General features: G+C 51.8%; 13 protein-coding genes. 9 read left to right on the top strand and 4 right to left on the bottom strand.

What is annotated here, in order from left to right; all coding sequences use genetic code 11:
• Positions 1 to 301: 301 nt before the first annotated feature.
• The 4 genes from NNO08_RS05660 to NNO08_RS05645 are packed head-to-tail and all read right to left on the bottom strand — an operon-like array spanning position 302 to position 4892.
• Positions 302 to 1270 carry a Csu type fimbrial protein gene (locus tag NNO08_RS05660; RefSeq protein WP_271456323.1) on the bottom strand — a complete coding sequence of 323 codons (969 nt, stop codon included), beginning with the start codon at positions 1268 to 1270 and terminating at the stop codon, positions 302 to 304.
• 13 nt (positions 1271 to 1283) lie between these two features.
• Entirely contained in the window at positions 1284 to 3569 is a 2286-nt protein-coding gene (locus tag NNO08_RS05655; protein WP_271456322.1) for a fimbria/pilus outer membrane usher protein, read from the bottom strand.
• 55 nt (positions 3570 to 3624) lie between these two features.
• A complete protein-coding gene (locus tag NNO08_RS05650) occupies positions 3625 to 4347 on the bottom strand; it encodes a fimbrial biogenesis chaperone (RefSeq protein WP_271441494.1) in 723 nt (240 codons plus the stop codon).
• A gap of 14 nt (positions 4348 to 4361) precedes the next feature.
• Positions 4362 to 4892, bottom strand: coding sequence for a Csu type fimbrial protein (locus tag NNO08_RS05645; protein ID WP_271441493.1), 531 nt, complete (start codon positions 4890 to 4892; stop codon positions 4362 to 4364).
• A 330-nt stretch (positions 4893 to 5222) separates the two neighbouring features.
• Between NNO08_RS05645 and hutC the strand changes: the two genes are divergently transcribed.
• From hutC to NNO08_RS05600, 9 genes are all read left to right on the top strand, one after another.
• Positions 5223 to 5954: a histidine utilization repressor gene (hutC, locus tag NNO08_RS05640; protein ID WP_416348263.1), complete on the top strand. Its 732-nt coding sequence runs from the start codon at positions 5223 to 5225 to the stop codon at positions 5952 to 5954.
• Complete coding sequence (locus tag NNO08_RS05635) at positions 5951 to 6550, top strand: HutD/Ves family protein (protein WP_271456321.1); 600 nt, start codon at positions 5951 to 5953, stop codon at positions 6548 to 6550. The genes hutC and NNO08_RS05635 overlap by 4 nt, the downstream gene beginning before the upstream one ends.
• Before the next feature lie 358 nt (positions 6551 to 6908).
• Positions 6909 to 8579 carry a urocanate hydratase gene (hutU, locus tag NNO08_RS05630; protein WP_271456320.1) on the top strand — a complete coding sequence of 557 codons (1671 nt, stop codon included), beginning with the start codon at positions 6909 to 6911 and terminating at the stop codon, positions 8577 to 8579.
• A 74-nt stretch (positions 8580 to 8653) separates the two neighbouring features.
• Positions 8654 to 9832: a CaiB/BaiF CoA transferase family protein gene (locus NNO08_RS05625; RefSeq protein ID WP_271456319.1), complete on the top strand. Its 1179-nt coding sequence runs from the start codon at positions 8654 to 8656 to the stop codon at positions 9830 to 9832.
• The gene (locus NNO08_RS05620) at positions 9822 to 10961 is read left to right on the top strand and encodes an acyl-CoA dehydrogenase family protein (protein WP_137381670.1); all 1140 of its coding nucleotides are present in this window, start codon (positions 9822 to 9824) and stop codon (positions 10959 to 10961) included. The genes NNO08_RS05625 and NNO08_RS05620 overlap by 11 nt, the downstream gene beginning before the upstream one ends.
• A 124-nt stretch (positions 10962 to 11085) precedes the next feature.
• Positions 11086 to 12522 (top strand): purine-cytosine permease family protein, encoded by a 1437-nt coding sequence (locus NNO08_RS05615; RefSeq protein WP_271455595.1) that lies wholly within the window; start codon positions 11086 to 11088, stop codon positions 12520 to 12522.
• A 34-nt stretch (positions 12523 to 12556) separates the two neighbouring features.
• Positions 12557 to 13315: an electron transfer flavoprotein subunit beta/FixA family protein gene (locus NNO08_RS05610; RefSeq protein WP_271456318.1), complete on the top strand. Its 759-nt coding sequence runs from the start codon at positions 12557 to 12559 to the stop codon at positions 13313 to 13315.
• 18 nt (positions 13316 to 13333) lie between these two features.
• Positions 13334 to 14287, top strand: coding sequence for an electron transfer flavoprotein subunit alpha/FixB family protein (locus NNO08_RS05605; protein WP_271456317.1), 954 nt, complete (start codon positions 13334 to 13336; stop codon positions 14285 to 14287).
• Positions 14288 to 14329: 42 nt separating this feature from the next.
• Positions 14330 to 16027, top strand: a complete 1698-nt coding sequence (locus NNO08_RS05600) for an electron transfer flavoprotein-ubiquinone oxidoreductase (RefSeq protein WP_271456316.1) — start codon at positions 14330 to 14332, stop codon at positions 16025 to 16027.
• The last annotated feature ends 86 nt before the right edge of the window (positions 16028 to 16113 follow it).

Genomic DNA, 16113 nt, shown 5'->3' with positions numbered 1-16113 from the left:
TAATATGTTCTTAATTTGGCCGTGGTATACAGTGGATCTCACCATATAAACTTAAATTTAACATTTTTTTCAAGAAACGGCCTGTCCTCCACCCTCCCAATAGCCATGTAAAAAGCATGTGAATTAAGCGTTAAGTGAATAATTATCTATTGATTTTGCGAATGTTTGCGATCAAATAGCGATTCGGGCATTTAATATGCATGGCACATGAGAATGACTATTTGTCAGATTTATGATGTACCTCTAAAAGTAAACAATATGATAATTATTTGTGTTTTCTTGATTGCATTTTAGCGGCGCGTCAGTAAGTCACTGAGATGGTGACGGTGTCCGCATAGTTGTCGGGCGTATAGTTTGCACTGGGAACGGTGGCATACACTGAATACGGCGTAGCAGAACCGGTGCCAGTGCCTGTAACGGTATTGAGCGAGGTGTTGCCCCACACGGTACCGGAAGGTCCTGGCGTTGAGCTGAGTTGATAAGGGACTTTATCGCTGTTAGCCCCCGTTCCGCTCATCACACCGCTGCCTGCAGTATTGCCGTTGGAGGGTTGTAGCCCAATGGTATAAGGGGTGTTATTGGTGCATGCCACCCCGATGGTATTTGATGCTGTCGCATTGCGCTGAGTTGCCTTCACCGGGGTAAAACTAATGTTAGTGGCCGATGTGATATTGCACTGTTTGCTGACAGTGGCTGATACGGTGAAGGGGAGTCTGGCGGCAACGGTATCACCACACGTGGAAGGCGGAATAACTAATCCAGGGTTGAGGGTGATAAGCGCCGTGGCTGCCGTATAGCTGTCCTGATAACTTCCGGGGACCGCAGAGGTTTGCGGAGTGACGAGCTGAGCGGATACGGTCAGCGAACCGGTCACTGGGATCAAATTGAGCAAGTTAAGTTGTACCATGGGAAACGTGGTGCCGCTCTGATACTGACTCCCCCAGATCTTACTGTGCCCGGCGTCCTGATATAGCTGATAGCTTAACGTTCTGGCAGGTGTTCCGCTTAACGACATATTCCGTGTTGCCACCTGACCGCTGACGGCCGATGCGCCAATATTAAAACAGAGGTTAATCCCCGCCAGTACGTCGGTCACTTCTTTTGCACAAGTCCAGGTAAAGGTCATTGAGGTCGTTGCGCCTGATGATGACAACGGGTCCACTGCACCAAAACTAATGGGTTGGACGTTACTTACGGAGCAGGTTACCGCATGGCTTATCCCTGGACAGAGTAGGAGTGCTGCGATAAACAGTAACTGTCTTAATCTCATGAATGAACTCCTGCTATTGTGACCGACATTCCAGCGGGCCTATCTGTACGATCCCCTTTGCATTGGCGGGATAATCGAATTGTGCGCCACAGCTACCGGTATCTGTGTCAACGCGTAATCTGTTGTGCTGTTCCAGGGTGTCGAACCAGGCCATACCATCGAATCCGACCACGGATGACTGGCCGGTGCCGTTAGTGATATATGCCATGCTGCCTTCAGAAATGGCCTTACCCTGTTCGTTAACGAGAGTAACCTGCGCGGCGCGTACGGGAGTGATACCAAAACTGACCAGGGTTCCGGAACGATCCGCCGGTGTTGCATTGGCTTCAACACGGGCGATCCGCATATTGGCGGGTAGATCCATAGGGTCAATACTGATTTGATTGTTTTGATAGCTGTTGAGTGATGTGACCAGCAGCAGACCCTGATCGTCGGTGCGACCGACAAGGTTATTTTGTAGCTTGACGGGCACGTCCGGAATGCCGTCTGTAGATACGACGGCAAAACCATTGTTGATTTCCCGAGCCGCGAACAAACCTCCCCCCATCGCAACAAGGGCGCCGGTCGCGCCAGCATAACCGTAGTGGTTGTCGGGTAGGCGACTAAATCCGGTGTAGGCTTTTCCGAAACGGCCCAAATATCCAACTTCCCCCTGGCCGCTTTGCCGGGAAGCTTGCTGGCTGGCTGCAACGTTCCATCCCCAGCCGCCGTCACCCGGTGGCGTTTGGCTGGCATTGATCTGGTAGCCGGTTTCATTATTGGTACGTTGTACGGTGCTGCTGGCGCTCAGATTACCGCTGGTGGTGACCGTCACCATCAGGTAAACGCTGCGATCGCGGGTGTCGTCAATATTCTGGTTAAAGCCGGCATTGAGTGAGACGTTATCGGTGACGGAGTTGAACCAACTGGCGTTGGCGTAGCGCACCGCGCTATCGTGCGGATAGCGAAACTGCAGGTAGCTCAGGCTGACGTTGCCGGCAGACGGCATTGCATAACCTATCACCGTATTGCTGCTCAGCGAGGGCGGCGGCTCACCATAATGGGTTGCGACATCACGGTAGTCACCCGACGTCGCCGTTGTGCTGGTGCTGAAATTAAACTGTTCACCTGACCAACGGTAACCGACACTGTACAAAAATCCGCTTTTCCCTGAGTCCGTACTGGCTGCCAATGCGGTGGACACTGTGCCGCTGCGCGGACCGGGAACCCAGTCATTGCTGAAACCTGCGTTGATCAGCCCATCGCTGGTTTCCGCGTGCGTACCTGCAGTAAAGGTGTTACTGAATCCCCGACGCCAGGTCCCGCTAAACACAGGGGCGCTGGCATAATCAAATGAGGCGTAACCGTAATTCTCTCTTACTGCACCGAATTCCGCTGACCAGGCTGTTAGCCCCTCTCGCAGGAGTTGCTGATCGTTGTAAAACGAGAAGTTTTGTACTGTCGTTCTGCCCAGCGCGTCGGTCATCATCACCTGGCCGGTCCCTGCGCCACTGATATTCGGCATGGTGTTGATTTGAAAACTTCCGGCCGGCACCTCCCCGTTGTAGTACTTAACGCCATTGACGTACAACTCAACGTTTGAAGGAAGCGTGGCAGAACCAAGATAGGAGGGAAGCGGGGTGGTTGGCATATACGGCTGTAAACCAAAATCGGTTCCTATCTGGATGCCGCCAATACGGGTCGGTCGGGACCAGGTGAGCGAGCTTGTCAGGGTATCGCCAACGTTTATTGCCAACATATTATCCGGAAATGACGTGCGCCAACGGGTGTCCATACGGTAGAAGGCATTATCTGCGTTGGGCGCGGTGGAATATTGCGTCAGTTGGGTTGTGCTGAACACCCCTAAGCCATTAAACGCGCGAAACTCGCTAAATGTGTTGGCGCTGCTTTCATCTCCCTGCTGAGCATAGACATCGTAATTGAGTAACGCCCCACGTGAGTTTGATGCTATTGGTGTTGCCTCTCCGGTCGGGTCCACCTGTGTGGTGACAAGATCAAGGGAACTGAGCGGCATAGTGAGTGCCAGAGTTTGTTGTTCGACGTTGTAGTCAATGCTCAGTTGGGCAATATCGTTCAGACCGACGGTTGCAGCTGTATTTTGCGGTAAGCGAAAACCCAATTGTCGTAGGGTATTTGCGCCAGCATAGAGTTTTTCATTCTCATAGCCAAAATGAACCAATCCGACAGGGTTTCCATTCAGGGTCACGTCGAGATATAAATCGATGCCCGCAAGAGGTGTTGCGTCACCAATAATTCCACTGTTTGTCTGGTTATTATTGTCCGCGTAAGCTGAAACCATTCCAGATAATAATGCTCCATTGAGTAAGCAACAATTTACCAGAAGCCAGGATCTCTTAGAGATCTTGTACTGTTTTTTGGCCATTAATTGTTACTTCAACTTTACCGCCATAATGGGTATCACTGGCGGACGGGGATAATATCCACCGCATTGTTGAGCCCGGAAGAACGTAGCCTAATAGTCCCGGCGTAATGACTTTTTTCGCGCCATTATGGTTTATAAAGGTTGCCGCTGATAATTGCGCATGACCATTTCCCTGATTTCTGACTTCAAGAAATTTTTTGCCGTCAAGTTGCTGTAATGTCCATTGCAATTTTGCCTGGGTTTCAGCCTGTGCCGTTGGTTGAATAAAAACAGGTATGGAATAATGCAGTACAAACTGAAGTTTATTTTTTTGTAATTTTGCTGGCGGTAATTCGTCAATGGATAACCGATAGGCATCTTCAGTATGTGCCGAGGGCGGGCCGGTGCGAATAACACGAATCAACTGGCGTTCACCAGGGGCTAGCGCCAGCATTGGCGGACTGATAACCAGCCCCTGAGAGGGAGACAGCTTGTCGCCGTAAGCGCTTTGGCTCCAGCGAAAGACCCGGACCTGGGCATTCAGCACGTTTTCTCCGGCATTGCTTAGCCAGATCCCATCGGCATTTTGCGATGCTTGCAGCGTTAATGTGACTGGGGCAACCTGCAATCCGCTGGCTGTCGCCGGATTTACGCTCACAGCCGCTCCTAACAGGCATGCGCAGGCATACTGCTGTACAGGCAGTTTTACTGTCATCGGTGTTCCTGAATTTAGTAGTTAACGTTTACCGTTACGGTGTCGGCATAGTCGTCAGGTGTGAAGTTCGCGCTTGGCGCGGTGGCATAAACGGTAAAACTCTGCTGAAGCCCTGTTCCCTGAGATGCAACACCATTTCCTACCGTGGTGGTGGTGGCCGTATTCCCCCAGACCGGTCCTGTTGCTGATGTTTGGTTCAATTGATAAGGCACTTTATCGGTATTGTTTGCTGCATTTGCGACAGAGGACATGGCGCCGGACCCCGTGGGTGTCCCGCCGTTGGCCGTTGAAGGTGCCAGACCAATAAAGTAGGGGGTGGTTTTTGAGCAATTAATTGAAATTGTGTTGCTTGCGCTGGTATTTGTCGCTGTGGTATTCACGGGACCGAGAGTAATATTTGAAGCCGACCCCGCAGTGACAGTACACGCTTTTTGGATCGTCATCAGTACCTGAAATGTCCCGTTGGTGGACGCTGCATTTGCCGCCGGAATAATGGAAAAGGCGCAGCAAAAAAGAATTAAGCGTTTGTCGAAGACTAGAGCCATATCCTTCACCTTTTTCAAATAACCACATTTTTTGCTTTAAAAAAACAATAATGTGACACAAGAAGACATGATTTAACCCTAGAATAAGTATTAGACGTACGCCAGTTGATCTCATGAATTTTACTTAGGGAAAAGGTGATGCCGTCGACAAAAAAATAATACCAACGGGTGAGTATGCCGTTTCTTTTTTGTGCTACTCAAAAGTATGCCCAGGGGCTTCAGGACGGAATTAAAAACGACGTGGGCTATACAGTGTGCATAACTCTCTCTAAGATTGAGGGTAAGTCGCTCTCTTTTTGCCAGATAAAGGAAATTCAGGTAATGACGTTGATGTCGCATAAACTTGCAGTTGAGCACTCCGTTCCGCTCCCACTGTATGCCAAAGTCAAGGCGATGGTCGCGGATAGAATCAACAGCGGTGAGTGGCGGCCCAATGATCGTGTTCCTTCGGAATCTGAACTGGTTCAATTGCTCGGCTTTAGTCGAATGACGATTAATCGCGCCCTGCGGGAACTGACAGCAGAAGGGTTATTGGTCAGACTGCAGGGGGTCGGAACATTTGTGGCTGAACCGAAAAGACAGTCAGCGCTGTTCGAGATCCAGAATATTGCCGATGAGATACAGGCGAGAAATCATCAGCATCGTAGCTCTGTGATGCTGTTGCAGACAGTGAGTGCCACGAGAGAGCAGGCTATGGCACTGAATATGCAGCCCGGAAGTGAAATCTTTCACTCTTCGATCATTCACTATGAAAATGATATCCCTATTCAGATTGAAGATCGTTTTGTTAATCCGGACGTAGCGCCGGAGTACCTTCAGCAGGATTTTACCCAGTTAACACCGAATATTTACCTGAACAGGCTGGCACCGCTTACTGAAGGGGAGCATGTTGTTGAAGCTGTTTCGGCCACTGCGCTGCAAAGCAAGTGGCTTCAGCTTGCGCCTCATGAGCCTTGCCTGCTTATTTGCCGCCGGACCTGGTCACAACAGGTTAATGTCAGCTATGCCCGACTGCTGTATCCGGGAACTCGCCATCGTTTAAAAGGACATTTCACGTCATGAATGGATGGCACGTGCTGCGTTACGACGATTACAGGCTGATGCCGTGGAAAAACGGGGCCGGAATGACCCGGGAAATTCAGCGTTTTCCGCCAGAAGATGACAATTTTCAGTGGCGACTTTCAATGGCGGAGGTGGCACAGGCCGGTGAGTTTTCACGCTATCAGGGATACCAGCGGCTGCTGTCGGTACTGCGCGGTAATGGGATGACATTGCACATTGATTCGGCCTCCGGCGTGACGCTTTATGCTTTCGATACCGGGGCATTCTCCGGTAATAGCCGCGTGGACAGCGAACTGGTGGATGGACCGATTCTGGATTTTAATCTTATTTATCAGCCAGAACGCTTTGATGCTACGTTGAATTGGCAGACGGTCGACACGCAAGCGCAATACCCACTCAGCCCCGGCGTTACGACACTCATTTTCTGTGCCGCGTCGAATTTGATCCTCTCTTCAACCGCCATGCCGCCATTACAACTGCATTGTTATGATTGCGCAGTACTTCCACCTCAACCTCAACACTCTGACGTTCTGGACCTTGGCATTCATGGTTCCGGTTACTGGGCATTCATCGAGTTGCGCAGTATCGAAGAGTGATCTTCATCCTGTTTCACCCCTGAAAGTGTTAATTAATTGTGTCTTTTGTTTGTGACTGATGCCGCAAATTTAATCAGTATTTTGTGGCTATTTTGTGAACAAGATCAATGCCATTCATCTCCCCATCATTTTTGTCTTCAGCTTAATTCATTGTATTTATTAATCTAAAGTGCAATTTTGTTGTTTTTCGTTTTGCAAATCCATCTTGATTTTGTGAATAAATATTTTATTGAGTGTACATGTATATACAAGTATATATTGATTACATGTTACTCATGTTGCGTAAATGTTGAGCGATATGGGTTGAGCCAACCTGATGTTGATGACCTTACTCATCCGAACACTTAAGGATATCGCTATGACCGCTGAAAACCGTATTCGTCATGTTGATGTACGCGCCCCCCGGGGGACTAAACTCACGGCAAAGAGCTGGCTAACCGAGGCTCCGCTACGGATGCTGATGAATAACCTCGACCCGGAGGTGGCTGAAAATCCTCATGAACTCGTGGTATATGGCGGAATTGGGCGTGCGGCACGTAACTGGGAGTGCTACGACAAAATCGTAGAAACCCTGACTCAGCTAAACGATGATGAGACACTGCTGGTCCAGTCCGGTAAGCCCGTTGGTGTGTTTAAAACCCACAGCCATGCGCCACGTGTCCTGATCGCTAACTCTAACATTGTTCCTCATTGGGCGAACTGGGAATACTTTAACGAACTTGATGCGAAGGGCCTGGCGATGTACGGCCAGATGACTGCGGGTAGTTGGATCTACATCGGTAGTCAGGGCATCGTTCAGGGTACCTATGAAACCTTCGTTGAAGCCGCTCGCCAACATTACAACGGTAGCCTTAAGGGGCGCTGGATCCTCACCGCGGGCCTGGGGGGAATGGGGGGAGCACAACCGCTGGCGGCAACGCTTGCGGGTGCTTGTTCTCTGAACATTGAGTGCCAGCAAAGCCGTATCGATTTCCGCCTTAAGACACGCTATGTCGATGAGCAGGCGACCTCGCTTGACGATGCGTTGGCACGCATCAAACGTTACACCGAACAGGGCAAAGCAATTTCTATCGCGCTGTGTGCTAACGCCGCCGATATTCTTCCTGAACTGGTTCGTCGTAACGTGCGTCCGGATTTAGTCACCGACCAGACCAGCGCGCATGACCCATTGAATGGCTATTTACCACAGGGTTGGCAGTGGTCCGATTATGTAGCACGTGCGAAAACTGAACCTTCTGTTGTTGTTCAGGCAGCCAAACGCTCAATGGCCGAACATGTCAATGCGATGCTGGCGTTCCAGAAACAAGGGATTCCTGTTTTTGACTATGGCAACAACATCCGCCAGATGGCGCTGGAGATGGGGGTGAATAACGCGTTTGATTTCCCTGGATTTGTCCCTGCCTATATTCGTCCGCTGTTCTGCCGCGGAATTGGTCCCTTCCGCTGGGTGGCGCTCTCCGGCGACCCGGAAGACATTTACAAAACCGACGCCATGGTCAAAGAACTCATCCCGGATGACGAGCATCTGCACCGGTGGCTGGATATGGCTCGCGAACGTATCAGCTTCCAGGGCTTACCGTCACGTATCTGCTGGGTTGGCCTCGGACAGCGCGCCAAATTAGGTCTGGCATTCAATGAAATGGTCCGCAGCGGTGCGCTTTCTGCGCCTATCGTCATCGGCCGCGATCACCTGGACTCAGGTTCTGTTGCCAGCCCAAACCGTGAAACGGAAGCAATGAAGGATGGTTCTGATGCGGTATCCGACTGGCCGCTACTCAACGCGCTGCTGAATACGGCGAGTGGAGCTACCTGGGTTTCGTTGCATCATGGCGGCGGTGTCGGCATGGGCTTCTCACAACATTCAGGCATGGTGATTGTGTGTGACGGTACAGATGAGGCGGCTGAACGTATTGCGCGGGTTCTGCACAACGATCCGGCTACGGGCGTGATGCGCCATGCTGATGCAGGCTACGAAATAGCGCAACGCTGTGCCCGTGAACAGGGGCTGAACCTGCCAATGGAAAAATAGTGACGTATTTCCCGGTCTGGGCGGAAGTATAAAACGTCCGCTGGAAGCCTCTAACCCACAGGATGCACAGCGATATGAGCAAACAAACACATTATCAGCCGTTATGCGGTGTTCGTGTTCTCGACCTGAGTCGGGTACTGGCTGGCCCTTATTGTACGGCGATGCTGGCCGATCTCGGCGCTGAGGTGATTAAAATTGAAGCACCTGGACACGGTGACGATAGCCGCCACCTTGGTCCCTTTGTGAAGGGTGAAAGCGTCTATTACGGCCTGATTAACCGCGGCAAGCGCAGTATTGAGCTGGATTTTAAATGTCCGGAGCACCGGCAGCATTTCTATCAATTGGTCGAAGAAGCGGACGTGGTGGTGGAGAACTTTCGCCCGAGCGTGACGCAGCGCCTTGGGATCGATTTTGACACGCTTAAAAAGTATAACGACCGGCTGATCTACGCCAGTATTTCAGGTTTTGGCCAGCACAGCCCGTTGGCCAAACATCCTGCTTACGACATTGTCGCCCAGGCGATGTCCGGCTTGATGAGCGTGACGGGGTTTGTGCAAAGCGGCCCCACACGCAGTGGTGAATCTCTCGGTGATGTCTGTGCCGGGATCTACGCCGCCTGGGCTGTCAGCAGTGCGTTATTTGCCCGCGAACGACATCATCCCGAGGCGCAATATATCGATGTTGCCATGCTGGACGTGTTGGTCAGCATGCAGGTAACAGGGCTATCGAATTTGTTTGCCCACGGGAAAGCGCCGGGATTGATTGGCAATCGCCATCCTGTTTCCACGCCGTTTGATACCTACCGGGCCGCAGATGGGCTGGTGGTGATCGCGGTAGCCAGTCAGCGTCTTTATGCGCGGTTGTGCGAATGCATGGGGCAACCCGCGTTGGCAACGGATAGCCGCTTCATTGATGACATTAGCCGTACGCGAAACGAGCAGCAATTAAAAGCAGCCATTGAGCGCTGGAGCATGACATTTAGCGTGGACGATCTTTGCGAGCTCCTGCTGGAGGCAGGTGTTCCGGCTTCGCCGATTCATAACCTGGAGCAGGTGACACAAAGCGAACATGCACAGGCTCGCCAGTTACTGATTCAGCCATCTGATGAGAGCAACCCTTTAGTTGTACAACCGGTGTTCTTCAATGGCCATAAACCCCATGCGATCGAGAGGGCTCCGGCACTAGGAGAAGCCAACGCGCTCTATGGTGTAGATACCCACTCATTACCAACAGGAGCAGTGCATGAGCTTTGAAATTAATGAAACTGAGCGCGCGATTGTCGACGCTGTGACAAGCGTCGCCCGGGATGTCCTGCAACCACGCGCCCAGCACTATGATGAAACGGAGACTTTCTGCCAGGAGAGTCTTACTGCACTGGGCGAACTCGGCTGCATGGGCATTAACTTACCCGAAGCCTATGGGGGCTTCGGGGTGGGCAGCGTCGCCATGAGTCAGGCGGTTGAAGCGATTGCAGGCGCTTGTGCCTCCACCGCTTCTGCGTTGACCGCCCATTTCCTGGCCACCGACTCTATTCTGATTGGCGGGACAGAAGAGCAAAAGCTGCACTGGCTCCCGCGGGCAGCCAGTGGGGAATTGTTGGGGGCGTTTGCGCTAACGGAACCTGCCGCTGGCTCAAACCCCGCGGATATGCGAACGGTTGCAAAGCGTGAGGCTGATGGATGGCGAATCCAGGGCAATAAACACTACATCACGAATGCCCGGGAAGCAGACTTCATTGTGCTGTATGCGAAAACGGCTCCGGCAGAGGGGCATAACGGTATCAGCGCGTTCATTATCCCGAAAGACACCGGCGGCGTCGTGTTCTCCAGTCCGGAAAAAACCATGGGGCTACGTGGCAGCACTATTTATGAACTGTCCTTAGATTGTTGGCTTCCTCAGTCCGCGCTGCTGGGTAAAGAAGGCCAGGGATTCGCAACGGCGATGGAAGTGCTTGATCGTGGGCGTGTTGAAGTCGCTGCAATGTCACTGGGTATTGCCAGCGCGGCAATGGAGAGTTGTTTGCAGTGGGTGCATGACAGACAGATCGGTCCAAAACCATTGATGGCCTATCAGGGAACGCAATGGCGACTGGCGGATATGCATACTCAGTTACAGGCCGCACGGCTGCTGACCTGGCAAGCGGCGGAAAAGCGCGATAGCGGGCAACGTTTTAGCCTTGATTCAGCGACCGCCAAATTGTTTGCCGCTGAATGCGCCGGTTTTGTCACGGATGCCGCACTTCAGTTACACGGTGGCTATGGTTACATCCGCGATCTTCCCCTTGAACGCTATGTCCGGGATGCCCGCATCCTGCGCATCTTTGAAGGCACGTCGGAAATACAAAAAATCATTATCTCAAGAAGCTTGCTGAACAACCGTTAGGCATGACCAAACGGCAGGGCAAAGTGCGTGCGGGATTGCATGCTCCAGGCTGTTCCGGCCTGGAAATTCGATGGGTAAAAGCACCATTTCCAGGTTCGTTCTATAACGTGAGGAAGCATGCATCATGAACATTGACGACAGTACACAACAACATGTAAAGCCTGCAGCCGTGGCTCCGCTAATTGAGTCACGCTCCATTGACTACATTCCTGAGGCTGAACGACACGGCAGTTTGTTCAGTCAGTTTACGCTGTGGTTTGGCGCAAACCTGCAAATTACAGCAATTGTTACCGGCGCATTGGCCGTGGTGTTGGGCGGTGATGTGTTCTGGTCGCTGATTGGATTATTCGTCGGGCAGGTACTCGGTGGCGCAGTGATGGCGCTCCATGCTGCGCAGGGACCGAAACTGGGTCTTCCACAGATGATATCGAGCCGGGTGCAGTTTGGCGTATACGGTGCAGTGTTGCCGATAATCCTGGTCTGCATGATGTACGTGGGTTTTTCCGCGGGGGGGACAGTACTCGCCGGCCAGGCCATTGCGCAGCTCGTCAATGTGAGTGACTGGTTTGGTATTCTGATTTTTGGTGTCGTGATTATCACCATTACGGTTTGCGGTTACCGCGTGATCCACGGGCTGGGGAAACTGGCGAGTGTGGTGGGTATCGTCATCTTCTTTTACCTCTTTTTTAAAATTCTCTATGGCTATGATGTCCAGACATTGCTGGAAAATCGTCACTTTACACTGACCAATTTCTTGCTGGCTATGTCCCTTTCAGCATCATGGCAGATAGCGTTTGGCCCCTACGTTGCCGACTATTCGCGCTATTTACCGAGCAACACGTCTACAGTAAAAGCATTTTTCGCTGTCGGACTGGGTAGCGTCGTGGGGACTCAGGCATCCATGGTGCTGGGGGTTTTTGCTGCCGCGATAGCAGGGAAACAGTTTGCGGGTCATGAAGTTGCGTACATCGTCGGCCTGGGCAGTACAGGGGTTATTGCCGGTCTGTTATTCCTCGGCATCTTCTTTGGTAAGGTCACCATTACTGCACTGAATGCCTATGGCAGTTTTATGTCACTCGCCACTATTGTCAGCGGCTTCCGTGGAAAACATAACGTATCACCCGGTATGCGTCTGTTTTTCATCATTCTCATGGTGGGGTTCTCTACGCTGATCGGTTTGTTAGGACAGCATGAATTTCTGAAGTTGTTTACCGCATTCTTGTTGTTTTTATTGGCCTTCTTCACCCCGTGGAGTGCGATTAACCTGGTGGATTACTACCTTGTCACCAAAGGGCGCTATGACTTGCCCGCACTCTCTGATCCTAACGGACGCTATGGTCGCTGGAACATGACCGGCATCCTCACTTATCTGTTCGGTATTGTCGTCCAGTTACCGTTTATCGCGACCAGCTTTTATACCGGCTCACTCGTTGAAAGCCTGGGCGGGACTGATATCTCCTGGATTGTTGGCCTGCTGGCAACCGGGGTGGTCTATTTTGTGGCTACGCGGTTCTGGCCGCCCTCTATCGCACCGGCACTGATTTTGCCTGAAGAGCGCTAGTTTTCTCGCTCATACAAAACAGAAGGAATATGAAATGAAAATCTTAGTGGGCGTGAAACGTGTTATCGACCATAACGTCAAAATACGCATCAAAGCTGATGGAACCGGCGCTGAGCTGGAAAACGTCAAAATGTCGATGAACCCTTTTGACGAAATTGCGCTGGAAGAGGCGGTTCGTCTGAAAGAAGCCGGCGTAGCAAGTGAAGTTGTTGTTGTTTCAGTCGGGGATCTTTCTTCTCAGGAAACGCTACGCAATGCGCTGGCCCGAGGTGCTGACAAGGCGCTGTTAGTTGAAACCGAGCAGGGAGCAACATTCGGGTCATTGGACATCGCGAAAATACTCCAGCGACTTGTCGCGCAGCTAGAACCTCAGCTCATCCTGCTGGGCAAGCAAGCGATTGATAATGACGCCAACCAGACCGGGCAAATGCTGGCCGGATTACTGGCGTGCAGTCAGGCAACCTTTGCATCGGCGCTGGATGTGACCGACGACGGACGCATTACTGTCACCCGGGAAATTGACGGCGGTTTAGAGGTGCTCTCCCTGGCATTACCTGCGGTGGTAACTGCCGATTTGCGCCTGAATCAACCTCGTTACCCGAGCCTGCCGAATATTATGAAAGCGAAGAATAAACCTCTGGAGATTATCCCATTGGCATCCATGGGTTTTGTACCCTCGAAGCAGTTAACCACCCTCAATATCACCGAGCCGAAAAAACGCAATAGCCGCTGTCAATGGCTGGAAAATGCGGCCCAACTGGTTGCGGTGCTAAAAGAACACAAAGCCATTTAACTCTTAGAGGATGCCGAAATGAGTCAGACATCAATTCTTGTTATTGCCGAACACGATAATCAGACGCTCAAAAGCAGCACCCTGACAACGCTCACTGCGGCGCAGCACATTGCGGCCGGCGGCGAGGGGAGGGTTCACTTGCTGATTGTGGGCCATCAGTGCCAAAACGTTGTGGATGCCGCGCGAACCCTCGGTGGGATCACGGAAATACTGGTTTGTGACGCACCTCATTACGCCAGCCTTCTGGCGGAAGAGGTGTGCGCAGCGGTTGTCCCCCTGGTGACTGATTTCACCCATGTACTTTTACCGGCGACCGGATACGGAAAAAATATCGCACCGCGGTTAGCGGCAATGCTGGATGTCGCACAAATTTCTGATATCACCGAAGTCTGCGATGCAAATACGTTTGTGCGTCCAGTTTATGCAGGTAATGCCCTGGAAACGGTGCGCAATAATGGCGGACAACTGGTCATTACCGTGCGCGGTTCAGCCTTCACGCCATCGCAACATGCCGGGAATGACGTACGGGTAACGCCGGTTCAACCAACCGCCGCGCTGGCATTGTCACGCCATGTGAGCCAATCACTTACGCCGTTTTCTCGTCCGGAACTGAGTACTTCAAAAATCGTCATTTCGGGGGGGCGCGGACTGAGTGCGAAAGAGAATTTTCAACTTATTGAGACCATTGCCGACAAGCTTGGTGCAGCAATTGGCGCATCCCGTGCCGCCGTTGACGCCGGTTTTGTGCCTAATGATTATCAGGTAGGGCAGACTGGTAAAATTATTGCCCCCGACCTCTATATCGCCGTAGGTATTTCCGGTGCGATACAACATTTGGCGGGCATGAAAGAAAGCAAATTAATTGTCGCCATTAATAAAGATAAAGAGGCGCCGATTTTCCAGATTGCAGATTACGGTATCGAAGGCGATCTGTTCCAGATTTTACCCGAGCTGGAGAAAGCGCTGGCGTAACCCGCCATGCCCCATCACGTTTTTTCTTTCTCAGGAGGAATTATGCATCCAGACAGGTCAGCGCTCGACACCCAAAAGATCCGTGAGGCAATGGAGTTTGATGTCCTGATTGTGGGGGGCGGTCCATCGGGGCTGGCGGCGGCGATTCATCTGAAGCAACTGGCGGCACAGCGCCAGCAAACGCTTTCCGTTTGCCTGATCGACAAAGGAGCCAGCATTGGTGCACATATATTGTCCGGAGCGGTCATTGATCCTGTTGGATTGAATGAACTGCTGCCGGGCTGGCAACAAAAGCTGTCATTACCGCTAACGCCAGTGACGGAAGATCGTTTTTTGTTTTTGGGTGCCCAAAAGCAGATTCGTGTACCGCAAATATTTTTACCTGAATGCTTTAAAAATCATGGCAATGTGATTGGGAGCCTTGGTCTTGTGTGCCAGACCCTTGCCCAGCAGGCGGAACAACTGGGCGTCGAAGTCTTTGCCGGATTTACGGGGTCTGAGGTGCTTTATGATGAACAGGGTGCAGTAATCGGTGTCGCTACCGGTGATATGGGGCTGGATAAATCAGGTCAGCCGACTGCGCAGTATCAGCAAGGGATCAACCTGCTCGCCAGAACCACGCTTTTTGCTGAAGGATGCCGTGGACAGCTAGGAAAAACAGTAATTGAGACGTTCGCACTAGACCGGGATTGCGCCCCCCAGACCTACGGACTGGGGTTGAAAGAAGTGTGGCAAGTTCCCCCGGAGCAGCATCAACCGGGGCTGGTGGTGCATTGTGCCGGTTGGCCGTTGGGTGCAGCAACCTACGGCGGTGGCTTTGTCTACCATTATGGCGATAACCTGGTCGCGGTGGGATTGGTTGTTGGGCTGAATTACAGTAATCCGTGGTTGTCACCGTTTGAAGAGTTTCAACGTTTGAAAACGCATCCGGCCATTTCTGCGCATCTGCAGCAGGGGAAGCGCCTCAGTTATGGTGCCAGAACGATGGTTGCGGGAGGATTGTCTTCACTGCCGATACTGAGCTTTAAAGGGGGGGCACTTCTTGGCGATAACGCTGGATTTTTAAACGCCGCACGAATCAAAGGCAGCCACTGCGCCATTAAAAGTGGAATGTTGGCCGCCCGGGCGACTCTCGAGGCTTTAGACATCGCACAGGCTCAGGGGCAATATCTGGCAGATGAAGCGACTCTGGCCGCGGTTTATCAGCAGGGCTTCCAGGACAGTTGGCTGTACCGCGAACTATACCAAACGCGTAACTTTAAACCCTATATGAAGAAGGGGCTGTATACAGGCTCTCTCTTATTTGGTGCGGAACAACTGTTTTTGAAAGGCCATACACCGTGGACGTTAGCACTGAAACAAAGCGATCATCAGGCACTCAAACCCGCTTCCAGCGAGGCGAAGATTAACTATCCAAAGCCTGACGGCGTGCTGACATTCGACCGCTCTTCATCGGTGTTTTTGTCGAATACTAACCATGAAGAAGATCAGCCTTGTCATCTGAGGTTGAAAGATGAGCGTATCCCGCTCACGGTCAATCTGCCGTTGTACGCGGCCCCGGAGACACGTTACTGTCCGGCGGGTGTCTATGAAATTGTCGAGCTGGAGCAGCAACCTCATCTGCAAATTAATGCGCAGAACTGCCTGCACTGTAAGGCTTGTGATATTAAAGACCCAACGCAAAATATCACCTGGACGGCTCCTCAGGGAGGCGAAGGTCCTTTGTATCAGGGAATGTAATACGGCTGTTCTGAGTAAACCAGAGAGACAAAAAACCACGCAATCGCGTGGTTTTTTGTCTCTCTGGACTGATGAGGTTCGATGGA

This window comes from Citrobacter sp. Igbk 17, from assembly GCF_028069775.1.
In the GTDB taxonomy this organism is placed as follows: Bacteria; Pseudomonadota; Gammaproteobacteria; order Enterobacterales; family Enterobacteriaceae; genus Citrobacter.
Note: the sequence above shows the minus strand (reverse complement) of the source record. Positions and strands in the feature narration are given on the sequence as shown.